The following is a 22,521-nucleotide window of genomic DNA, read 5'->3' on the forward strand; positions in this document are numbered from 1 at the left end:
CGATGGAAACGAAAACCTCTATCTTTACCGCCACATATGGTGTCATGACGCAAGAAGTTGGTGTCATCAGCGGTGAACTCGAACTCCGAACGACCTGTCAGGAGGACGGAACGTTGGAACTGAAGATTGCTTACGTCGGAGCAATAGACGTCTATACGTTACCCGGAAGTTATCGTGTCCACGATGTCCGGGATCATGACGTCATCCATCAGATGCTCGTCAATGTACTAGAGCGAACATAATGAAAAACAGACACCGTCCAAGTTAATGGACGGTGTCTGTTTTGTTCTCAACTATTTTAAATGAGATTGTTATTATTTGGTTCATCACCATAACGCTTGGTCGTTAATTTAACGACCCTCAAGGCGCTGCATCCAGAAAGACAGAAGTGACTGCTTTCGCCATCCCGGGTGCAAAATCACTGACGATAGAACGAACACCTCCCAGTACATCTTGGAGCACAGCCGTAATCGCCGATGCGTCCCGGTCCGAGACGATGTATAGAAGACGTCCACTTGGCATCAAGAATGATTCTCGTATGGTGTCCTTTTCTCGTGGCGAACTCATCGACAAGGATGTGTGTCACCTGTCCCACTGTATCGACTGAAGCGTACTGATAAAACAACCGTTCCATAGTCGTATAAGGGAGTTCATATTCACGTGCTACATCTGAAATCGTCCAAACATGGCAATGTGGCAGCAATGAGAACGTCGATGACCTTCTGCATGAATTCTTCCCAAAAGAAACGAACTTCGGATAGTTGACTTAGAGAACTAGATCACGCACTCTCTCGAATCAACAATCGTCCACGAAAATGTCTCAATTGGAAAACAGCATATGAGGTCTTTTCTGAAAAAGTGTTGCGCTTAATTTGACAAACCATCTTAATAAAAAAGTAGATGGTTTTGAAATCCATCTACTCACTTAGCATCACTTCGTCTTACTCGACCACAATCCAATTCAATTGTGACAAACTTTGCTTGAGTTCATTCAATTTTTTCAACCTTTGAATGAAAAATATCTCAATCTCATCTATGTGGTCTTGTGCACTTAAGAAATGCGTCAAAGATTGGTCAGTGCGCAACATAAACCAGTCATTTCGCTCTTCTGGCGCTTCATAAATCCATCCTTCATTCACTTCTGCGAATTGTTTGAATGCATCCATCAAAATTGATCTGTGTTTACTGTTCGGGTGAACCTCTATATAGACAGACACTTCTGGATAATCAGCTTGTTCAAAACTAAATCCACAGCCGATAAATTTCCAATCACTTTGATCATTTTGAATGACGTACCGATTATAATCACGAAGTTCAATCGTACGATTTCCCCATGGTTTCGGCTTTCCAAATAAATTCGTAAACGTGTGCATCGTCTCTTCATTGAGACATTGATCTAACATCGAAATGGTTCTTCCTAAGTTTTGAATCGCATACACATCTTGAGGTAGGAATGTTCTTGATTTATTCAATTCAATATCCTCCATATATTTGAGTACTTGTTTGTAGTACAAATCCTGTTTGTTATTTTCCTGCAGCATCATGTAAAGTTGAAACCATTGCAATTGAAAGAACTTGGTTGAGAATGTAGCAACTTGTTTGGGATCAAAATATTGAGTGATATAAAACAGGTATGTCGAAAATCCTTCTTCTTCACTTTGCTCAAGATGTTCTCGATAACGTTGCAATTGATGATGTCCTTCGCCGCTACCTAACTTATTCTCGATAAATACAATGTGTGGAGTTTCCCTTTCACTAAACGTGATGACGAGATCGGGTCGACTGTCGGTATCATGTGTGTGTAGTTTATTATACGTTTTTTGTGTATATGCCTTCACATGACTAATTTCATACAAATCCACATTTGCAAACCGTTTAAAAAAATTCGTCAATAAATCCGGTTGTTCGAAAATCGGAGCAATGATTTCGGTCAAATAATCTTCGTAGGGATTAGATTCAGATTGACGTAACAGGTTATAGATTTTCGAATACGATGACAACATCAGCTTCGCTCCCTTCGCAGAGTTTTAGCATTTTACCAACATATATTAAAACATTTTTCAAAAATCTTTACCGTTAGTCCTTTAGAATACTGATACATTATATATTTCAAAAATACATATTCATTTAATCCATTTTATTCTATGGTAATCCAGAAAGGAGAATAACGTCGGACTATTCCATTAGTCAAGCTACCAAAACGAATAATTCATCCATTTCTCAATTACGCTATTATGATAATCAAGGACTCTTGCCTTTTCTAAAGCGTATCCCAAAAGGAAATCGTATCTTTGATGAAGATGCTATGATTAAACAACACGAAACCAATGTTATCCGTAAAATGCGTGAAACAGAAGAGTGCTTAAAAAATCCAAGTAAAATCACCCGGCTAGAAAAAGAATTAGATAAGTAAGTATGTTGTCCCCCCTAAGCTACATTGCTTAGGGGGGACAGTTTATATGTGTTCAACAAAACTAGCTTGTCACATTTAATCTATTAATCTTACTTAAATTAGGGCAAGCTCATTGTATTTGATTTAAGTGATATGGTCCATTTCTATACTCACTTCATTTTTCCTTACATCTTCATTTGAATAGGAGATAGAATTCAATCCAATTAATTCAATACCATTCTTTCTTTAAATAAAATTTAATAGATCTGTCGAATAGTAATCATAATGATGCTTCCTGACTTTTGTTTAGAAATTTACTTATGATACGGCTCATTCCGATTAATCCGGTACGCCCGATAAATCTGTTCACAGAGGATCATCTTCATCAACTGATGCGGGAATGTCATCTTCGAAAACGAGATTGTATCATTTGCACGCTGCATCACTTCTGGTGCAAGACCGAGTGATCCACCGATGACGAAGGCAATCTTGCTCTTGCCGTATGTCGCGAGTTGATCGAGTTCTTTTGCGAACTGTTCACTCGTCCGTTGTTTTCCTTCGATAGCAAGTGCGAGGACATGAACGTCTGGTCCAATCTTCGCTAAAATCCGTTCGCCCTCTTTTTTCTTCACTTGCGCCATCTCCGCTTCACTCAACTGCTCCGGTGCCTTTTCGTCCGCGACCTCGATTTCTTGGATCGAACAGTAGGCGCCGAGACGCTTCGTATATTCGGCGATGCCTTGTTTCAAATACTTCTCTTTTAGCTTTCCGACCGTAATGATGGTAATTTGCATCTTTTTTCTCGCTTTCTGACAGAAAATTCAGGAGTTATCCACAGAGTTATCCACAAATCCACATGTTGATATTTATTTTTTGCTTGACACAAGATATGTTGCCGGTGCCTCGCAGTATTCACAGATGATGTTTTTTTCTGGATTTAGCTGATCGAGAATCGGGTATTGTTCTGTTTCATCTACGATTTCGTCAAGCGCAAGCTCGACATGTTCTAAGCAAACGTACTTATCCACAGGTTGTCTCCTCCTTTCACTTATCCACATTTATCCGCTTCCAGTATAACAAATATCGACCTTCCTGACCGAAAAAGCCGCAGGTTTCCATACTCAAAAAAACCATCCACAGGTCGGACCTGTGGATGGTTTTTAGGTGATACCTTACTGAACGGTTGGCGACTGAGCCGACAACTTCACATCTGCTGTCTGTTTTTCACCGCCACGGTAGAACGTGACTTTGACCGTTTCGCCAACTTTTGCATCCCGGTAGAGAACACTTTTTAGATCAGCGAACGATGCGATCGCTTTTCCGTTGATCTCGACGATGACATCATTTGCCTTCATACCCGCTTTTTCGGCTCCACTATTACGGGTTAGACCAACGACGACGATTCCTTTCGTGACATCATCCGGTAATTTCAGACGATCTTCGCGGTATCCGCTTGGGAATTCCTGCACGTCACGAATCTGAATCCCAAGCTGTGGACGAACGACTTCACCATTTTGCTCAAGATCACGCATGATTGGTAACGCTTCGTTGATCGGAATCGCAAATCCGACGCCTTCGACACTTGCTTCCGCAATCTTCATCGAGTTGATCCCGATCAATTGACCGGCAGTATTGATGAGCGCTCCACCGGAGTTCCCTGGGTTGATCGCTGCATCGGTTTGGATGACTTCCGTGTTGAAGTCTTGCTGTCCATCCTTGTTCGTATCGACTGGAACTGTCCGTTCCTGCGCACTGATGACACCGCGTGTGACGGAGTTCGCGAAGATTCCGAGTGGGTTTCCGATCGCAAGCACCGTTTCACCGGCACGTAACGTATCCGAATCCCCCAGTTTTGCGACTTGTGTCACTTTCGATGAATCAATCGACAGGACGGCTAAATCGTACGTCGGATCTTCTCCAAGGACTTTTGCCTCGAGTGCTGTTCCGTCGGATAACGTGACAGACAAGCGGTTCGCCCCTTCAACGACGTGGTAGTTCGTAACGACGTAGGCTTTATTGCCGTCTTTTTTATAGATGACGCCGGACCCTGCACCCGTTTCCTGATCGGTTCCTTGGAACGAGCTCTGAAGGTTCGTCACGCTCACGACGGCTTCCTTCGTCTTACCGACCGCACCGACGATGTCGGCTTCATCCTCTGTCGTCTGTGTCGCAGTCTGTTCCGCTGTCGTCGATGAAACCGGAGTCGGACTCGTCATCTCATCGCGGACGAACGGCCACGCGACGAGGGCGATCAACAAGGCTCCGACGATTCCGCCGATCAGACCGACGAAAAAGGCTTTTCCGGCACCGCGACGACGCGATGGTTCTGGTTGTTCTTCATATGGTTCACGATAAGGGCTGACCGGTTCGCTCGTTGCCGGTTGACGGGGCGGGAAGCCGCTCTCATCGGATGACTGTTCGTATCGTTCGGATTCGTTCCGTGGTTCTTCGGGTCGATCCATCGACATACGCCTCCTTTATGACTCTCTTTACACAAGTATACCCCCATCACGTGGCAAGTGAGCCAAATGTGGGGGTCTTTTGAGCATATTCAGTAATTTCCCATAATCAAAGCTTTAGGAGCGGTGTCGGAATGACCGGATCCGTGTCGAGAAGCTGAATCTTACTCAGATCGACGTCACGGCTCGCGAGCGTCTGGGAGACGCTCATCCGGGCGAGTTCCTTCATGTTGTTGTCCTTGCTCAAGTGGGCCATGTGGATACGTTTCGTCCGGTCATCGAGGACCTCGCTCATCGCGATTGCGGCGTCCTCGTTCGAGACGTGTCCGTAATCCCCGAGGATCCGTCGTTTGACGCTCCACGGGTAATGTCCCATCTGGAGCATACCGATATCATGGTTCGCTTCGAAGATATAGGCATCAGCGCCCCGAATGACACCTTTCATTCGGTCCGAGACGTATCCGGTATCGGTGATGTGTGCCAACCGTTTTCCTTCATGGGCGAACTGGAAGAACATCGGATCGGCTGCATCGTGACTAACGTTGAATGATTCGACTTCGATGTCACCGAACTGCTTGACCTCTCCGACTTCCCAGAGGAACTTCAGCGCCGGATCAATCTTACCGATCTTCGCTTCCATCGCTGCCCATGTCTTTTCATTCGCATAGAGCGGGATATTGTACTTCCGCGCCATGATGCCGACGCCTTTGATATGGTCGGAGTGCTCATGGGTGACGAACAGACCATCGATGCCATGTGGCGACCGGTCGATCTGGTCGAACAAGGCGAGCATCGCCTTGCCGGTCAATCCCGCATCGACGAGCAAGCGGGTCTGTTCACTTTCGATATAGAGGGCGTTCCCCGTCGAGCCACTGGCCATGACGCTGTAGTGTAGGCTCATCGTGCATTCCTCATTTCTCTGAGACTGTATCCAATCGTTCGACGGTCTGGACACCGCCATCAATCGCATTGACGAAATAGACTTCTTCATTATCGAGCTCGATTTGCCACGTCGGCGGCAGGATTTGGACCGATTCCGTGCCTTCCGTGACGAGACAGAAATAACCGAGCTTGTGACTCGTCAACCGCTTCGATGCCGGGAACAAGCCTTGCTCCGACAACTGGACGATTGCTTCACTTGCCGATAACAACGTCACGTCCTGCGCTTGCCGGACGACCTTGTTCAAGTGGCGTTGTTTGTAGCTGACGATTTCCTTCGCATCGTTGAGCTGCAAGACGAGCAGGGACGGTCCGATCATCGCATCGTCCTCACGCGACTGCTGTGGTGTCGAATAGAGCGGCTGTCCCTTATACGTCTGAACGAATGTCATCTCCTGATACTTACTATCATACTTCCAAAATGTATATTCGGCACCATATCGAACTGATGCTTGAACGAACGATGAAGCAGAATCCCGCATCGTCTTCGCATCGAGTCGATACGGTTTCGTCAACCGGACCGACCACTCGACATCGTTCTTGACGGAGGCGACCGCGTCACGAATCGGTGAACTCGCGAGTGGCGCTAGCGTCCGCGCATCGACTTCGGCTGTTAAATAGCCGATGTCTCGCGTAACCGGTTGTAGCTTTTTCTCATCGATTTGACGATCCTTCAAGATCGATTTACCGGTCGCACTCGTCGCGACGATCCGCGGCTCGACCATCCGGTCCATCAATTGAATGGCGAGGTAGACGTTCAGGATCAAAAAGGTCAGCATCAATAAGGTCTTCGCTTTACTCCAGTCCATTCATCCTCACCCCTCATTCCCGACAGCTTGATTGATCGATTGCCAGACACCGTCGATCTTAATGAACCACGTCGGCTCAAAGACGGCATAGCGGCTCGTTGAAATCTTATACGTCATCTCATATCCAATCCGGATTCCACTGATCTCTTTTAAGAGATCAGCACGGCTCAGACGTTCGAGAACCGTTTCAACGGCTGGCACCGTCTCTTCCCGAAGGATCAATTTCCGCTTCGCCCGAAGCATGCTACGGCTGAGCGATCGGACTTGGTTCTCCTCATACATGATCTTCAGTGTCGCGAGATCGAACTTCGTCTGTTCGAGTAGCGGACCACTCTCCCCAAATACCGGATATCGGTTCAGATACAATCGGAACGTCGCCGTCTGTTCCTCACTCTTTTTACTCATCTGATCAAAGTAATACCGGAAACCACTACGCTGGGTATCTTGATCGAGCCAGCCCCCATGAATGTTGACATAGCTGACGAGCGTGCTGTAATCGACGGTCGAGCTTTGGGTATTCGGCGATAACGTGTTGAAGCGATAGACATTGTAGTTTCGGTCATACGTCGAAACGCTGACACCGTCCGTCAAGACGTCAAGATCATCCCGACTCTTGATTTGCTGGACGTTCGAGTTCTCGGCAAAAAAGGCACTCCGGATGCGATCGAGTGGTTTTGGCGATTGCCCGACCTCGTCATAGACGAAGACTTGCTCTAGTCGCGTCGTACCGCTCGCGACATACGTATAATCGCCACCTTTGAGTTCGACGCGTGTCATCGGTTTTTTCTTATCATGCGCGAACAGTCGCTTCAGAACCGTCTCATCGCCGACGAGCTTGAAGTCCTTCAGGCGACCGGTCGCCGACTCAAGACGGAGGATTGGTCCATCATAATCGAGTAAATAAAGCCGTTTGATTGGTTCCGAGAAGGCGATTTGTTTTTCGCCGAGTAACTCTTCAAGAATCGTCGCACTGATCGGTGTCGGGAAAATCATCTCGACACTCCGGTCACCGACCGGGATGTTATTCGCTTTATCCGTCAAGACGAGGACACCGATGTTAAACGACGCACCGATGCGGTTAAGGAAGGTCCGACCGATGATTTGTGTCTGATAGATCCCTTCCTGGTCCGAATAGACGAGTAGTTCCGGGTTGATCAGTTGGTTGCTTTCAATCGTCTTTGAGGCATCGATCTCGTTGAACGAGACCTGTTCCCGCTCGATTGATTCACTGCTTGGATGATAGGTCCAGAGCATCGCTGTCTGAGCGATCGAACCGGCGACAAGCAGGACGAGTAACAGCGAACTCCAGTGTTGTTTCTTCATCCGGCATCCACCTCTTCGATCACCTCATACGGAAGCGTGAAGTAAATCGTCGTGCCGCGTCCCCACTCACTTTCTGCCCAGATGTCGCCACCATGTGCCGAAACGACGTCTTTTGCAATCGACAGACCAAGACCGGTGCCGCCAATTTTACGGGCACGGGCTTTATCGACACGATAGAAGCGTTCGAAGATTTTTTGGAGATTCGCTTTCGGGATTCCGACACCTTCATCCTTGATGCTGATGACGATCCGTTTTGCCCGGAGCATCGTCCGGACGGTGATCGTTCCGCCTTCCGGTGAGTACTTGATTGCGTTCGTCAGGATGTTGTCTGCGACTTGGATCAATTTATCCTGATCCCCACGGATATAGACTTTCCGCTTCATGATCTTACGACGGAAACGAATCCGTTCCGGCTTCGTCATGTCATGGCGATCGAGAATCTCATTCAGGAACTGAATGTAATCGAAGCGGACCTTGTTCATTTTGTATTCCTTACTGTCCATCTTCGACAGCTGTAAAAGATCGGTGACGAGGCGGATCATCCGCTCCGTCTCGTTTTGTGTCGTCTCAAGGAAACGCGGTGCGAGTTCCTCGTCCTGATACGCTCCTTCTGCCAAGGCTTCGAGATAGCTGCGCATCGTCGTCAGCGGTGTCCGGAGCTCGTGACTGACGTTCGCGACGAATTCGCGACGATCCTGTTCGACTTGCTCCTGTTCCGTGACGTCATGCAGGACGACGATCATCCCGGTAATCGGACCACTGTGTTTCTTGACGGGCGAGAAGAATGCCCGGACGAGGAACAGTTCATCCTCACTGCTGAAATCAAGCAGACGCGGTGGCATCGTACCGTCTTCCGGAATCATGAAATCGTCACCAAGTGCCAGTAAGTCCTTCAAGTTCGTGCCGACGACGCTCGCATCGTCCGCACCGACGATATCTTTCGCTTGATCGTTCATCAAGATGACGCGCAGCGTCCGGTCCGTCGCGATGACGCCATCGGTCATGTTCTCAAGGACGCTCGTCAACTTCCGCCGTTCAGCTTCCGTCGTCGCGTTCGCTTCGAGCAACTCATCCGTCAATTCGTTGAAGGAACGAGCGAGTTGCCCGATCTCATCGTCCGAATAGACCTTAACCTTCCGCGAGAAGTTCCCGCGTCGCATCTCGATCGCTTGACGCCGCATATCGGAAATCGGGCGCGTGATCGTCCGCGACAGCAAGACACCAAGAATCGACGTGATAACGAGAGCGATGACCGTTCCGGTCGCAAGAATCCGCGTGACCTGTTGCATCTGCGAATAGATCGACTCCATCGAGGCGCGGACATAAATCATCCCGGTCGTGACGCCATCTCGTTCCGAAGTGACCGGTACGGCAAAGATTCGGATCTTATCCTCTGATTCCGGATCAAGCACGGTGTCCGTCCGGGTCGAGCTCGTTGCCTGTGCTTTTTTAATCAATGAATTCGTCGCCCGTTGTCCGACCGCCGACTGGTTCTCGTTATCCGATGTCGCCTGGATGATCGAGTCCTGGTCAATGATTTGAACTTCGAGGATGTCGTTCCTTGAGGTGGAGCCATTACTAAACTCAGACAGCAGTTGCCCTAGTGATTGGGACAACTGCCGTTTGGAGGCTTCATCATCGCCTGTTTTATCGAATTCCTTCCCGACGTTATAGGCGACAAGACCTGCCCGGTCCTCGACCGACTTCGAGAAGTTCGTAATGTACTGCTTTTCAAGGGAACGAACGAAATAGACGCCAATGACCTGCATCGCCACTAAGATCAATAAGGCATAGATGACGACGAGTTTCCATTGGATGGATTTAAAGAAGTTCGTTCCTTTTAACATCGTTATTCATTCTCCCCGTCTTGGAGATAGTAGCCGACCCCACGACGCGTCATGATATAGACCGGCGTACTTGGGTTGTCTTCGACTTTCTCACGGAGACGACGTACCGTTACGTCGACTGTCCGGACGTCACCGAAGTAGTCATAGCCCCAGACCGTCTGCAACAAATGCTCACGTGTCATAACTTGACCGATGTTTTTCGCGAGGTAGTGCAACAATTCGAACTCACGCTGCGTCAGCTCGATCTTTTGATCCTTACGTGTCACCGTATGCGAATTCGTATCGATATATAGTTCTCCGACTTTGAGTGGACCTGGTCCAACGGGTTGTGGTGTAGCTTCCGGACTCGTGTTGCGTAAATGGACTTTCACGCGGGCAAGTAACTCGCGCGAGCTAAATGGCTTCGTCACGTAATCGTTCGCGCCAAGCTCAAGACCAAGTACCGTATCGATTTCGGAATCCTTCGCTGTCAACATGATGATTGGAATCTTCGACGTCTTCCGGACTTCCCGGCAGACTTCCATCCCGTCCATCAGCGGAAGCATGATGTCGAGTAACATCAAATCCGGTTTGAACTCCTCGAATTTCTCTAATGCCTCCACGCCGTCATTTGCGATCGCGACCTGGTAGCCTTCTTTTTCTAATTTAAACTTGAGTATATCTGCAATCGGTAACTCGTCATCGACGACTAGAATTTTGCGTTCCGTCACTGGGTGTGCCCCCTTAAAAATTTCTATTCAATCTATTTTACCTGTTTTTTCGGCATATAGAAAGGTGGCGACGGAAACTCCCGGCGCCACTCTCTCTGCTGTTCGTCGTCTCACGAGAGAGGTTCCACGTGAAACACTGTATTTAGTATACCTGTTTTTGCTTCCGTTTGTGAACCATTTCGCACAAAAAACGGTGCTGACTCAAAAGTCAGTCTCGACAAAGATAGGGGTGGCAGAATGATGATCTGCCACCCCTATTCCGTAATAAAAAGAATGACGCTCACACGCCACTCCTACAGGAAAAGCGCATTGATGCGCTGTCAGAGACAAACAAGACCCGCTTTCCTGCTTAAATGAAGCAGGAAAACTGGCTTGTGTCTCGCCTGAGGAAAGGGCGTGAAAAGACGCGTCATTCTTTTTTAAGTCAGTCCTGTTGAGACTTATGCTTCTTCGTAGAGATCACGCAAGACGACTGTCTGTTCACGACCCGGTCCGACCGAGAACGTGACGAGCGAGATACCTGTGAGATCCGCAATCCGCTTAACGTAGTTCTGTGCGTTCAACGGTAGATCTTCAAAGCGACGGACACCTGTGATGTCCTCTTTCCAGCCCGGCAGTTCTTCGTAAACTGGAACACATGCTTCGAGATCACGGAAGCTTGCTGGGTACTCATCGATCTGTTTACCGTTGAATTCGTACGATGTACAGATCTTCAACGTGTCGAGTCCTGTCAAGACGTCGATCGAGTTGAGCGCAAGATCCGTCAATCCACTTGTACGGCGCGAGTGGCGAACGACAACAGAGTCGAACCAACCGACACGACGCGGACGTCCTGTCGTTGTTCCGTATTCACGACCGACTTCACGGATTTGGTGCCCGATGTCATCGAACAATTCCGTTGGGAACGGACCGTCACCGACACGTGACGTGTACGCTTTACAGACACCGACGACGTGGTCAATCCGAGCTGGACCGACACCGACGCCTGATGCGACACCACCAGCAGATGCGTTCGATGATGTAACGAACGGATACGTTCCGTGATCAAGGTCGAGTAAGACACCTTGTGCGCCTTCGAACAACACTTTTTCGCCGTGATCAAGGCTATCGTTGACGACGACAGATGTATCGCAGACATATTTCGCGAACTCTTGTCCATACGCATAGTACTCTTCGAAGATATCGTCGAACGCGATTGGTTCAGCGTCATACATCTTCGTGAACATCCGGTTCTTTTGGTCGAGAACGATCTTCAACTTCTCAGCGAACGTTTCTTTGTCGAGTAAGTCTGCCATCCGGATACCGATTCGTGCGGCTTTATCCATGTAACACGGTCCGATTCCTTTTAGCGTCGTTCCGACTTTTGCGTCGCCCTTCGCTTCTTCTTCTAACTGATCCTGCAACTGATGATACGGCAAGATGACATGCGCCCGATTCGAAATTAACAAGTTATCCGTTGAGACACCACGATCGTGCAGATACTTCAATTCCTTGACGAGTGATTTCGGGTTGACGACGAGACCGTTCCCGATGACACATTTCTTATCCGAGTAAAAAATACCTGATGGGATCAAGTGCAATTTGTACGTCTCGTTATTGAATACGATCGTATGTCCTGCATTGTCTCCACCTTGATAACGTGCTACGACGTCGGCTTGTTTCGAAAGAAAATCGGTGATTTTCCCTTTTCCTTCGTCGCCCCACTGTGTTCCGACTACTACTACTGATGACATCTTATCATCCACCTCCACGTACGATTCAAAACCACGACTAAGTGTAACGCGATAAAAAAGAGAAGTCAACCAAATACCGAACAATTAATTGTTACAATTCTCTTTCGTTCGTTTAATTATCGTTTTTGGTGAACAAACTGAGAATCTTTAGGTGAAAATAAAAAAAGCTACGTTTTATCTCCGATTGATCGAAGACAAAACGTAGCTTGGATTAAGCTGGTGGCGCGTACGAGTTGCTTGGCTCGAGATCCACGAACTTGTTGAATTCTTTTCGGAAGGCGAGCTTGACGGTACCGGTTGGACCATTCCGCTGTTTTGCGATGATGATCTCAATCGTATTCGCATCTTCCGTTTCTTTATTGTAGTAATCGTCACGATACAAGAAGGCGACGATATCGGCATCTTGCTCGATTGCTCCCGATTCCCGGATATCCGACATCATCGGTCGCTTATCTTGACGGCTCTCAACCCCACGGGAGAGCTGCGATAAGGCGATGACGGGGACTTCGAGTTCACGCGCGAGTGATTTCAAGGAACGGGAAATTTCCGAAACCTCTTGTTGACGGTTGTCGCTGGAGCGACCATTCCCTTGAATCAGCTGCAAGTAATCGATCATGATCATCCCAAGACCGTGCTCCTGCTTCAAACGACGGCACTTCGCCCGGATATCGTTAACCCGAATACCTGGTGTATCGTCGATGTAGATGCCGGCTTGAGACAGGTTACTCATCGCAAGCGATAACTTGCCCCAGTCCTCTTCCTCGAGTTGACCAGTCCGCAGACGCTGCGCATCGACGTTTCCTTCGGCACAGAGCATCCGCATGACGAGCTGTTCGGCACCCATCTCAAGACTGAAGATGGCGACGTTCTCGTCAGCGCGTGTCGCGACGTTTTGCGAGATGTTCAAGGCAAACGCCGTCTTCCCGACCGATGGACGTGCTGCGACGATGATTAGATCGTTACGCTGGAAGCCGGCCGTCATCTTATCGAGATCCTGGAAACCGGTCGGAATCCCCGTCGTCTCGCCGCTTTGCTTATGCAATTTATCAATCGTTGCATAGGCACTCGTCAAGACGTCCGAGATCGGGATGAAGCTCGCGCTCCCTTTTCCTTGTGATACTTCGAGAATCTTCCGTTCTGCCTCATTCAGCAGGACATCGACCTCGTTTTGCCGCTCGTATCCGTCAGTGACGATTTCACCCGCCGTCCGAATGAGACGCCGAAGCGTCGACTTCTGGTCAACGACGTTGACGTAGTAATTGATGTTGGCTGCGGTTGGTACACCTTCCGCTAGTTCCGCTAGATACGGTAGACCACCGATCTCATCTAGGATGCCAAGCGTACTCAGCTCGGCTGTGACCGTGACGAGGTCGATCGCTTCGCCTCGGTCGGACAGCACGAGCATCGCTTCGAAGATCCGTTGGTGAGAGGCACGGTAAAAGTCCTGCGGTAACAGACGTTCTGATGCACTGATCAAACGATCCGCATCAATCATGATCGCCCCTAGGACGGCTTGTTCTGCCTCGATACTTTGGGGAGGCATATTTTGCATGACTTCACTCATCACCGTTCCCCTTTTCTACTCACGCCTCTTTGACCTGAACGTTCAGCGTCGCTGTCACTTCGTTGTGTAGCTTCAATGGTACCTTCGTAAAGCCGAGTGCCTTGATTGGGTGCTCGAGCTCGATTTTACGTTTGTCGATTTTGTAACCCATGCTCTTGAGTGCTTCCGCGATCTGTTTGCTTGTGACAGAACCGAAGACACGACCGCCTTCACCGGCTTTCGTCGAGACGATGATCGTCTCTTTTTCGATTTTCTCTTTTAACGCTTGCGCGTCAAGCAAGTTCTGTTTCGCTTCTTCTGCTGCTTTACGTTCATGTGCTTCATGTTGCTTCAAGTTGCCAGTCGTCGCAGGACGCGCCAACTTTTTCTTGAAGAGTACGTTATTTGCATAAGCATCGGCCACGTCTTTGACGTCTCCTGCTTTACCTTGTCCTTTTACATCTTGTAAGAAAATAACCTTCATTCTGATTCCTCTCCTTTTGTCTCATCTTCTAGATATTGATCGATCGCTTTACGCAACGCATCCGCGACCGTGACGACCGATTCTGACATCTGTGTCGCCGCGTTCGTCAAGTGACCGCCGCCTCCGAGCGTCTCCATGATCAACTGGACGTTGACTTCTCCGAGTGAACGGGCACTGATCGCTGTCCGTCCGTCTTGAAGTTCCGCAATGACGAAGGCAGCACGAATGCCTTGAAGCGACAACAATTGATCAGCCGCTTGTGCGATCAAGACTTGATCGTGAATGACGCCAGGTTCTGCTGTCGCAATCGCCATCCCTTTCGTATAGACCTCGGACCGCTCGAGGATATGTGACTGCTCAACGTACGTCTCAAGATCCTGACTGAGGAACTCTTGCACGAGCACCGTGTCAGCACCTTGTGAACGCAAGTAAGAGGCAGCATCGAACGTCCGCGAGCCGGTCCGAAGGGCAAAGCCTTTCGTATCGACGATGATTCCGGCAAGTAACGCCGTCGCCTCAAGCATCGATAGCTTCTGATTCGTCGGCTGGTACTCGATCAACTCGGTGACGAGTTCTGACGTCGACGATGCGTAAGGCTCGAGATAAACGAGGACCGCATCTTCGATGAAGTCCTCCCCACGCCGGTGATGATCAATCACGACCATATGCTCGAATCGATCGAGTAACGTCGGCACGACGACGAGCGACGGTTTGTGGGTATCGACGACGACGAGTAACGTCTGATCGTCAATTAACTGATCGGCTTGAAACGCATTGACGAACCGTGTCTCGAGTTGTGGTACTTCAGCGATCTCGTCCATCATCCGGCGAATCCCACGACCGATTTCTTCTGGCGGTAAAACGATATGCGCTTCCTTATCGTTCATTTCCGCAAGCTTCAAAATGCCGATCGCTGATCCGAGTGCATCCATATCCGGATTCTTATGCCCCATGATCAGGACACGGCTCGATTCCTGCATTAAGTCACGAAGCGAGTTGGCAATGACACGTGCTCGGACACGTGTCCGTTTTTCTGTCGGATTCGTCTTGCCGCCATAAAAGCGGACTTTTCCATCGCGTTTGATGACGACTTGGTCGCCTCCCCGTCCTAATGCGAGATCGAGACTCGACTGAGCCATCAGACCAAGCGCCGGAATCGGGTCACTTCCGCAACCAATTCCGATCGATAACGTCAACTGGACACCACGCTGACTCGTCTCTTCGCGCACGGTATCGAGAATCGTGAACTTCGATCGTTCGAGAATCCGAAGATTCTCTTCTGTCGTGACGATGAAGTACCGATCAGATGCGGTTCGTTTGATATACGTTCCGTGTTCGGCTGCCCAGTGATTCAACAGTTGCGTAACTCGGCTGTTCAACTCACTGCGCAACTGATCTTCGATACCTTGTGTCATCTCATCGTAGTTATCGAGATAGATAACGCCGATGACTGTCTGATTATCGACGAGTTGTTGTTCGACTTGTGCTTCTTCTGTCATATCGAACAGATAGAACGTCCGATTCTCATGATTTGAAAAGACGCGATATACCGCATCACCGATTTCAAGCGTCGCTTGGTCCTCGTTCGTCGCGACCATTTCGATGAATAAGGGATCGAGCTCATTGAGCGTCTGTCCCATCGCTACATCATCAAAGATCTCCCGCATCGGATCATTGAACCAGGTGACGAGGGTTTCCTCATCGTATAACAAAATCCCGATTGGCATGTTCGTCAACGCATCTTGTCCCGTCTCCTCGACTTGCATCGAGATTCCGGCGACGTATGCCTCCCATGCCCTGCGTGCACGGCGTTCTTCGAATAGGTGCAATCCGAAGAGGAGGGCAGTCACGACGGCTCCGATAGCAGAGATGATCGGTTCACGTACAGCGACGACGAGAAGCAGACCGACGATTAATAGATACGGAATGAAGCGAACGATGCGTCGTTCTCGTTCCGGTGATACTTGTTGACCTGACTCCATCGTGTCCTCCTTATATGCTCTATAGGGTTCATTTAAATTTTTAGTAACTTGTTTATTATAACCGAAAAGCAGGAGGGGATGAAAGGGAAGCGAAAAAAAGCACCATCCTCACGCATGAGGATGGTGCTACGAAATCAGTCAGCCACGTATGGGATTAAAGCCATTTGACGTGCGCGTTTGATTGCGATTGTAAGTGGACGTTGGTATTTCGCTGAAGTACCAGTCACACGACGTGGAAGAATCTTACCGCGTTCCGAAATGAAACGTTTGAGAAGTTCTACGTCTTTATAATCGATATGAGTGATGTGGTTCGACGTGAAGTAACATACTTTACGACGACGTTTTCCACCTGGACGACGTGCCATGTGATTAACCTCCTTTTTAACTTGGATTTTTCAGGACGATTTCCTTAGAACGGGAGATCGTCGTCTGAAAGGTCGATCGAACTACCGCCGCTGAACGGATCAGCGCCGAAGCCCGAATTCGATGAAGCGGGTGCTGGCGAGGAAGAGTTGTTCTGCTGTTGCTGTGAACCCCATCCTGCAGCATTCCCGTTTCCACCAGTAGATGAAGCGTAGCCTTCGCTACCATCCGAAGAACGGCTCGCGTTACGTGACTCAAGGAAGCGGACGCTATCAGCGACGACTTCCGCACGATAACGGCGTTGCCCTTCTTTATCGTCGTAGCTGCTAATCTGGAGGCGACCCTCTACACCAGCAAGACTACCCTTCTTCAAATACTGAGCAACGTTCTCTGCTTGCTTGCGCCAAACGACGCAATCGATGAAATCAGCTTCTCGCTTCCCATCTTGCCCTGTGAAAGGACGGTCACATGCGAGTGTGAATCGCGTTACCGCAATCCCGCTCTGCGTATAACGCATTTCCGGGTCACGAGTTAACCGACCGACTAAAACGACGCGGTTAATCATCAGAATCACTCTCCTGTTTCAGCTTATTTCTCGTCTTTTGTGATCATTAAGCGAACGATATCGTCACTGATCTTCATGAGACGGTCAAGTTCTTTTGTAGCTGCTGGTTCAGCAGAAACGTTAAGAAGAACGTAGAACCCTTCACGCATATCATTGATTTCGTAAGCGAAACGACGTTTACCCATTTCAGTTGTTTTATCAACTGTACCACCGTTATCAGTGAGGACTTTGTTGAAACGCTCCACTGTTGCTTTGCGTGCTTCCTCATCAAGTTCCGGACGGATGATGTAAAGTACTTCGTATTTACGCATATCTGTCACCTCCTCTTGGACTGGCGGCTCGAATGTTCGAGCAAGGAGCAATAATTCATTACTCACATTCGTTAATACTACCAAAGTATTTTGCTTTATGCAATAACGATTCGATTTCGATTAGACGTTGAAGCGGAATGTGACGACATCGCCGTCTTGGAAGACATATTCCTTACCTTCTGAACGGTAACGTCCTTGTTCCTTGACTGTAGCCATGTTGCCTGCTGCTGCTAAATCTTCGTACGAAACGACTTCTGCACGGATGAATCCACGTTCGAAGTCCGAGTGGATGACACCCGCACATTGCGGAGCTTTCATCCCTTTTTTGAACGTCCAAGCGCGTACTTCTTTTTCACCTGCTGTGAAGTATGTCGCAAGACCAAGCGTGCTGTATGCTGCATGGATCAATTGATCAAGACCTGATTCTTCGATTCCGAGATCGACGAGGAACTCTTGACGTTCTTCTGGCTCAAGCTCTGCAATCTCTTCTTCAATCCGAGCACAGATGACGATGACTTCAGAACCTTCTTTTTCTGCGAATTCGCGTACGAGACGGACGTTTTCGTTATTGTCCGCGTCTGCGACTTCATCTTCGCCAACGTTTGCAACGTAAAGCATCGGTTTCATCGTCAACAATTGGAAGTGTTTGACGAGAGCTGCTTGATCTTCGTTCAATTCAGCGAGACGTGCTGGTTTCTCGTCTTCGAGTAATGCTTGCACGATTTCAAGTGCTTCGAGTTCAGCCGCTGCGTTTTTATCGCGTGACTTGACTTGTTTTTGGACACGCTGAATCCGTTTTTCGACTTGCTCGAGGTCTGCGAGGATCAATTCGAGGTTGATCGTCTCGATGTCATCGATCGGTGAGACTTTTCCGGCCACGTGTGTGATGTTTTCATCGACGAAACAACGCACGACCTGACAGATCGCATCTACCTCACGAATGTTCGCGAGGAATTTATTTCCGAGACCTTCCCCTTTAGACGCGCCTTTTACGATACCTGCGATATCCGTGAATTCGAATGCTGTCGGGATCGTCTTTTTCGGGTTGACGAGTTCCGTCAATTTCCGAAGACGTGCATCTGGTACTTCAACGACACCGACGTTCGGGTCGATCGTTGCGAACGGGTAGTTCGCTGCCTCTACACCTGCTTGTGTGATGGCGTTAAAAAGTGTTGATTTTCCTACGTTTGGTAAGCCAACGATTCCTGCTGTTAATCCCACTTGGAATTCCTCCTTTTCGGTATTTCCTAGGAAATCCGTGCTAGCGGCCGCAGTGGGTAGAATGATTACACCACGTCAGCACATCTTTCACAATTATAGATAGTTCAATTTTTTTAAGCAAGGAGCTCGACCGTCTTTTTTACTCACGTCCTAACCGAACGCAACCGCTCCACTTAAGCAAGACAACAAAAAAGCGAATCTAATCACGAGGATCAGATCCGCTTTTCATTACTCTGGTAAGACTTTTTTCAATCGTTTATCAAAATCACGACGTGGCATCAAAATGCTTGCCCCGCAACCTTGACATTTGATTCGGATATCCATGCCGACCCGAATGATTTGCCATCGGTTCGTACCACATGGATGCTGCTTCTTCATCTCAACATAATCATGGAGTTGATACGTTTTTGGAATCATCCGTTTGTCCACCATTCTTTTGTTCTGGATTCATCATGACCATCCGTGGATACGGGATCTTGATGTTTTCTTCTTCTAGTCCTTGCTTCAATTCCTTCCGGATTAGACGACCGGCTTGGAAATGTTGCATCGGTGGTACTTCTGCCATCAAACGATAGACGACTTCAGAAGGACCAAGCGTCTGGACGCCAAGCATCTGAATCGGTTCGACGAACATATCGACATACTTCTTCGTTGTCCGGTCCGCGATCTCATGCAAGACTTGTTCGACCCGTTCGAGATCTTCGTCATAGGAGACTTGAACATCAACGAGCGCGAAACTGTTGTCGACCGAATAGTTCGTGACTTGCAAAATCTGACCGTTCGGGATGATGTGGATCTCCCCGTTGAGTCCTTTTAGTTTCGTCGTCCGGATTCCAAGTTCCGTGACGACTCCTTCGATCACACCGACGCGTACATAATCTCCGACTTTGAACTGGCGTTCGAAGATGATGAACGCTCCGGTAATGATATCTTGCACCAAGTTCTTCGCACCGAACGAAATCGCAAGACCGGCAATCCCCGCACTGGCGACAAGACCGGTGATGTTGATTCCGAACTGACTGAGTACCGTCAACAACATGACGATTCCGAGTACGTAACGAATCGCATTTTGGAGCAACTTCAGTAATGTCTCGTTCTGACGTTGCGCCAAGTAGTCCTGTTCATTGATTTTCCTAATCGTAAAGAGACGCGAGACTGCCCCAGTCAAAACGCGCGTTAACACATAGAACGCCGCGATGATGATGAGCGCAATCAGTAGTTTCATCCCAAAACGAATCCACATATCCGCATCCATTACTTGATTGATTAGTTTATCGACTTGGGCGACGGATTCTTGTACATCTTGATTGGTAGCCATTCTCTCATCCTTTCTTGTTCTCTCTATTACGACAGTATACGTGATTTTAATTGAGTTTCAACCAAAGAGCCGATTTTGACGTTAGATTTTTGGAAAAACCGGGAAAGGAAAATCATCTAAGAACCCTTCACTCTTGCCAATCCACCACGACACCGACACCAAGAGAAGAAGAGATGATTTCGATGAATTTCCGCTTTCATTCGCACGAGCCCAAGCCCTATTCTTTCTTTTAGAATATACGGAACCGTTCGCGAAAGAACGCTTAGCCGAACAATTATTCGAACAAATCTCCGCAGTCCAGGAAAAACGACCAATCGTACTCGTCTGCATTGGTTCTGATCGTTCGACGGGCGACTCACTCGGTCCACTTGTCGGAACATTCCTTGAAAAACAAGCACCTACTCATCTCCACGTTTACGGTACACTCGCTAAACCCGTCCATGCACTGAATCTCGCTGAAACGATTCACTCAATCCAAACGACCCATTATCGTCCACTTGTCATCGCAATCGATGCATGTCTTGGTCGACTTTCAAGCGTTGGGCACGTCTTCTTCTCGGAAGGTCCACTCGCACCCGGTGCCGGCGTTCAAAAAGAATTGCCAGCGGTCGGTGACTTCAACATCAAGGCTGTCGTTAACGTCAGTGGCTTCATGGAGATGATGATTCTCCAAAATACACGGTTACACCTCGTTTATGAATTAGCAGAACTCGTCGCGAACAGTTTCCACATGCTCGATGCGAAATTATCCGCTGAGTCGACACGGACGACGATTTCCTTTACGCCACGCTCGATGTAATCAAAAAGAAGCGAACCGTCACCGGAACGCTTCTTTTTCATTGATCCGATTCAGGTAATAACAAGTCGAGCAACCGATTGAGGTCGTCTTCATCTGCAAAATCAATCTCGAGTTTCCCTGCTTGTTTGCCTTGTTTGATCCGTACCGTCGCCCCGTATTTTTCGCGAAGCGACTCTTCGACGAATTGGACAGCAGTCGCTTGTTGCGGACGAGTGGATTCTTTCCGTTCTCGAAGCGCCTGCTCTAATCGACGGACGTTCCAATTTTCCGCCATGACGCGTTCTGCCATCTGCTCGATTTTCTTTGGATGCTTTAGCGACAACAGGGCACGGGCATGTCCCATCGATAACCGCTCATCCATCACCGCTTGTTGAACGAGTAGCGGCAATTGTAGTAACCGAAGACTGTTCGTGATGTGCGAACGACTTTTGCCGACACGCTGCGCAAGCTCTGCTTGCGTGATGCCGAATTCCTCGATCATCTCCGCATACGCCATCGCCTCTTCAATCGCGGATAAATCCGCCCGTTGGATGTTTTCGATCAAAGCGAGCTCCATCACGCGTGTCTCGTCTGCTTCGATCACGAGGACCGGTACACGTTCGAATCCTGCGCGACTCGCTGCTTGATACCGTCGTTCGCCGGCGATGATTTCATAATAGCCATCACGTGGTCGGACGACGATCGGTTGGATCATCCCGTGCCGAACGAGTGATTGGGCTAACTCTTCTAATGCTTTTTCATTGAATCGTTTCCGGGGTTGAGTCGGATTCGGGCGAATCGCCCGAACAGGTAATTCGTTCACTTGCCTTCTCTCCTAAACGTAGCGGAAGGCACGACCGCTTATTCCGGACGTGCCTTCACGATGCGAATCCGCACCTCTACATATTCTTCACAATCGACTTCTTCTTTTTCAATCGTCAATCCGGTTTGCTCGATCATATCGACGGAATCGCGAAGGGTATTTAACGCAATCCGTGTATCGCGAGCAAAGCTCTTATGACGTTTTTTCTTCGGTGGCTGTGGTGTCATCAATCGTTCCACCCGGCGCTCCGTCTCCTTGACGTTCCATTCCCGTTCCAGAATTTCAGCGAGTACCGTTACTTGTAGCGCTTCATCCTTGAGCGGTAATAACGCACGGGCATGACGCTCCGTGATCGTCCGTTGCTTCAACGCTTCCCGGACATCCGTTGGCAATCGAAGCAAACGCAATTTGTTAGCAATCGTCGATTGACTACGTCCGAGCTTACGAGCTAACACTTCTTGCGTGATGTCTTGTAACGCAAGCAAGCGCTCATAGGCTTCTGCTTCTTCGATTGGTGTCAAATCTTCGCGTTGCAGATTTTCAATCAATGCCAGTGAAGCAGTCGTCTCGTCCGTCATCTCTTTGACGATGGCAGGAATCGTTTCCCAACCAAGCGAGCGCACTGCCCGGTATCGTCGTTCTCCCGCAATGATTTCGTATCCTGTTCCTTGTTTTCGAACGACGATCGGCTGGAGTAATCCATGCTCTTCGATCGTAACGGCTAGCTCTTCAATTCGGTCCCCATCAAACACTGTCCGTGGTTGGAACTGGTTTGCGACAAGTTCTGTCAATGGTAATTCCTGAACCGTCTCTTGTGGGTCAAGCTCGATCGTAGCAGGTTGCCCTCCCTTACCGAGCAGCTTGGCAATTGCATTTCTCACGTTGGCGCACCTCACCTTTATCAGTCATCGTTTCACGTGA

25 protein-coding genes and 1 pseudogene are annotated in these 22,521 nt (G+C 48.7%); 4 read left to right on the forward strand and 22 right to left on the reverse strand.

Going from position 1 to position 22,521, the window contains the following annotated elements; all coding sequences use genetic code 11:
- Positions 1-2: 2 nt before the first annotated feature.
- Positions 3-242: a hypothetical protein gene (locus EXW93_RS16000; RefSeq protein WP_174316731.1), complete on the forward strand. Its 240-nt coding sequence runs from the start codon at positions 3-5 to the stop codon at positions 240-242.
- 118 nt (positions 243-360) lie between these two features.
- Here the strand turns inward: EXW93_RS16000 and EXW93_RS16005 are convergent, their stop codons facing one another.
- Positions 361-522 carry a hypothetical protein gene (locus EXW93_RS16005; protein ID WP_174316732.1) on the reverse strand — a complete coding sequence of 54 codons (162 nt, stop codon included), beginning with the start codon at positions 520-522 and terminating at the stop codon, positions 361-363.
- A gap of 161 nt (positions 523-683) precedes the next feature.
- Between EXW93_RS16005 and EXW93_RS16695 the strand changes: the two are divergent.
- A pseudogene (locus EXW93_RS16695) lies at positions 684-876 on the forward strand (IS30 family transposase); the annotation flags it as partial.
- Positions 877-941: 65 nt separating this feature from the next.
- On the opposite strand, the gene EXW93_RS16010 reads toward EXW93_RS16695, so the two are convergent.
- The gene (locus tag EXW93_RS16010) at positions 942-2,003 is read right to left on the reverse strand and encodes a PD-(D/E)XK nuclease family protein (protein WP_174316733.1); all 1,062 of its coding nucleotides are present in this window, start codon (positions 2,001-2,003) and stop codon (positions 942-944) included.
- 179 nt (positions 2,004-2,182) lie between these two features.
- On the opposite strand from EXW93_RS16010, the gene EXW93_RS16015 reads away from it, so the two are divergent.
- Positions 2,183-2,413 (forward strand): MerR family transcriptional regulator, encoded by a 231-nt coding sequence (locus EXW93_RS16015; RefSeq protein ID WP_255343809.1) that lies wholly within the window; start codon positions 2,183-2,185, stop codon positions 2,411-2,413.
- A gap of 293 nt (positions 2,414-2,706) precedes the next feature.
- Here EXW93_RS16015 and rlmH read toward each other — a convergent pair whose 3' ends face one another.
- From rlmH to EXW93_RS16105, 18 genes are all read right to left on the reverse strand, one after another.
- Positions 2,707-3,186: a 23S rRNA (pseudouridine(1915)-N(3))-methyltransferase RlmH gene (rlmH, locus tag EXW93_RS16020; RefSeq protein ID WP_023469837.1), complete on the reverse strand. Its 480-nt coding sequence runs from the start codon at positions 3,184-3,186 to the stop codon at positions 2,707-2,709.
- A 72-nt stretch (positions 3,187-3,258) separates the two neighbouring features.
- Positions 3,259-3,420, reverse strand: coding sequence for a CxxH/CxxC protein (locus tag EXW93_RS16025; RefSeq protein WP_082487265.1), 162 nt, complete (start codon positions 3,418-3,420; stop codon positions 3,259-3,261).
- A gap of 144 nt (positions 3,421-3,564) precedes the next feature.
- Positions 3,565-4,854: a S1C family serine protease gene (locus EXW93_RS16030; protein WP_174316734.1), complete on the reverse strand. Its 1,290-nt coding sequence runs from the start codon at positions 4,852-4,854 to the stop codon at positions 3,565-3,567.
- Positions 4,855-4,960: 106 nt separating this feature from the next.
- Complete coding sequence (locus tag EXW93_RS16035; protein ID WP_023469840.1) at positions 4,961-5,752, reverse strand: MBL fold metallo-hydrolase; 792 nt, start codon at positions 5,750-5,752, stop codon at positions 4,961-4,963.
- 10 nt (positions 5,753-5,762) lie between these two features.
- On the reverse strand, positions 5,763-6,599 hold the full coding sequence (locus EXW93_RS16040) for a two-component system regulatory protein YycI (protein WP_023469841.1): 837 nt from the start codon (positions 6,597-6,599) through the stop codon (positions 5,763-5,765).
- 6 nt (positions 6,600-6,605) lie between these two features.
- Positions 6,606-7,922: a two-component system activity regulator YycH gene (gene yycH, locus EXW93_RS16045; protein ID WP_023469842.1), complete on the reverse strand. Its 1,317-nt coding sequence runs from the start codon at positions 7,920-7,922 to the stop codon at positions 6,606-6,608.
- Positions 7,919-9,769 carry a cell wall metabolism sensor histidine kinase WalK gene (gene walK, locus EXW93_RS16050; RefSeq protein ID WP_055969786.1) on the reverse strand — a complete coding sequence of 617 codons (1,851 nt, stop codon included), beginning with the start codon at positions 9,767-9,769 and terminating at the stop codon, positions 7,919-7,921. The genes yycH and walK overlap by 4 nt, the downstream gene beginning before the upstream one ends.
- A 2-nt stretch (positions 9,770-9,771) precedes the next feature.
- Positions 9,772-10,479: a response regulator YycF gene (gene yycF, locus EXW93_RS16055; RefSeq protein ID WP_023469844.1), complete on the reverse strand. Its 708-nt coding sequence runs from the start codon at positions 10,477-10,479 to the stop codon at positions 9,772-9,774.
- 440 nt (positions 10,480-10,919) lie between these two features.
- A complete protein-coding gene (locus tag EXW93_RS16060; protein ID WP_023469845.1) occupies positions 10,920-12,212 on the reverse strand; it encodes an adenylosuccinate synthase in 1,293 nt (430 codons plus the stop codon).
- 211 nt (positions 12,213-12,423) lie between these two features.
- Complete coding sequence (gene dnaB / locus EXW93_RS16065; protein WP_023469846.1) at positions 12,424-13,776, reverse strand: replicative DNA helicase; 1,353 nt, start codon at positions 13,774-13,776, stop codon at positions 12,424-12,426.
- A gap of 19 nt (positions 13,777-13,795) precedes the next feature.
- Positions 13,796-14,239: a 50S ribosomal protein L9 gene (gene rplI, locus EXW93_RS16070; protein ID WP_055969789.1), complete on the reverse strand. Its 444-nt coding sequence runs from the start codon at positions 14,237-14,239 to the stop codon at positions 13,796-13,798.
- Positions 14,236-16,221, reverse strand: coding sequence for a DHH family phosphoesterase (locus EXW93_RS16075; protein ID WP_035395443.1), 1,986 nt, complete (start codon positions 16,219-16,221; stop codon positions 14,236-14,238). Before EXW93_RS16075 ends, rplI begins: the two co-directional genes overlap by 4 nt.
- 134 nt (positions 16,222-16,355) lie before the next feature.
- Complete coding sequence (gene rpsR / locus EXW93_RS16080; RefSeq protein WP_023469849.1) at positions 16,356-16,586, reverse strand: 30S ribosomal protein S18; 231 nt, start codon at positions 16,584-16,586, stop codon at positions 16,356-16,358.
- A 44-nt stretch (positions 16,587-16,630) separates the two neighbouring features.
- The gene (ssb, locus tag EXW93_RS16085; protein ID WP_023469850.1) at positions 16,631-17,149 is read right to left on the reverse strand and encodes a single-stranded DNA-binding protein; all 519 of its coding nucleotides are present in this window, start codon (positions 17,147-17,149) and stop codon (positions 16,631-16,633) included.
- A gap of 23 nt (positions 17,150-17,172) precedes the next feature.
- Positions 17,173-17,460: a 30S ribosomal protein S6 gene (gene rpsF / locus EXW93_RS16090; protein ID WP_023469851.1), complete on the reverse strand. Its 288-nt coding sequence runs from the start codon at positions 17,458-17,460 to the stop codon at positions 17,173-17,175.
- A 120-nt stretch (positions 17,461-17,580) separates the two neighbouring features.
- On the reverse strand, positions 17,581-18,681 hold the full coding sequence (gene ychF / locus EXW93_RS16095) for a redox-regulated ATPase YchF (RefSeq protein WP_023469852.1): 1,101 nt from the start codon (positions 18,679-18,681) through the stop codon (positions 17,581-17,583).
- 228 nt (positions 18,682-18,909) lie between these two features.
- Complete coding sequence (locus tag EXW93_RS16100) at positions 18,910-19,098, reverse strand: DUF951 domain-containing protein (protein ID WP_023469853.1); 189 nt, start codon at positions 19,096-19,098, stop codon at positions 18,910-18,912.
- Positions 19,070-19,999 carry a mechanosensitive ion channel family protein gene (locus EXW93_RS16105; protein ID WP_023469854.1) on the reverse strand — a complete coding sequence of 310 codons (930 nt, stop codon included), beginning with the start codon at positions 19,997-19,999 and terminating at the stop codon, positions 19,070-19,072. Before EXW93_RS16105 ends, EXW93_RS16100 begins: the two co-directional genes overlap by 29 nt.
- 133 nt (positions 20,000-20,132) lie before the next feature.
- On the opposite strand from EXW93_RS16105, the gene yyaC reads away from it, so the two are divergent.
- Complete coding sequence (gene yyaC, locus EXW93_RS16110) at positions 20,133-20,798, forward strand: spore protease YyaC (RefSeq protein WP_254606225.1); 666 nt, start codon at positions 20,133-20,135, stop codon at positions 20,796-20,798.
- Positions 20,799-20,835: 37 nt separating this feature from the next.
- On the opposite strand, the gene EXW93_RS16575 is transcribed toward yyaC, so the two are convergent.
- Together EXW93_RS16575 and noc are read right to left on the reverse strand one after the other, a co-directional pair.
- Positions 20,836-21,600 carry a ParB/RepB/Spo0J family partition protein gene (locus tag EXW93_RS16575; protein WP_035395440.1) on the reverse strand — a complete coding sequence of 255 codons (765 nt, stop codon included), beginning with the start codon at positions 21,598-21,600 and terminating at the stop codon, positions 20,836-20,838.
- Positions 21,601-21,638: 38 nt separating this feature from the next.
- Positions 21,639-22,481: a nucleoid occlusion protein gene (gene noc, locus EXW93_RS16120; protein WP_023469857.1), complete on the reverse strand. Its 843-nt coding sequence runs from the start codon at positions 22,479-22,481 to the stop codon at positions 21,639-21,641.
- Positions 22,482-22,521 lie beyond the last annotated feature (40 nt).

Source organism: Exiguobacterium sp. JMULE1 (genome assembly GCF_013337175.1).
Lineage (GTDB): Bacteria > Bacillota > Bacilli > Exiguobacteriales > Exiguobacteriaceae > Exiguobacterium_A > Exiguobacterium_A indicum.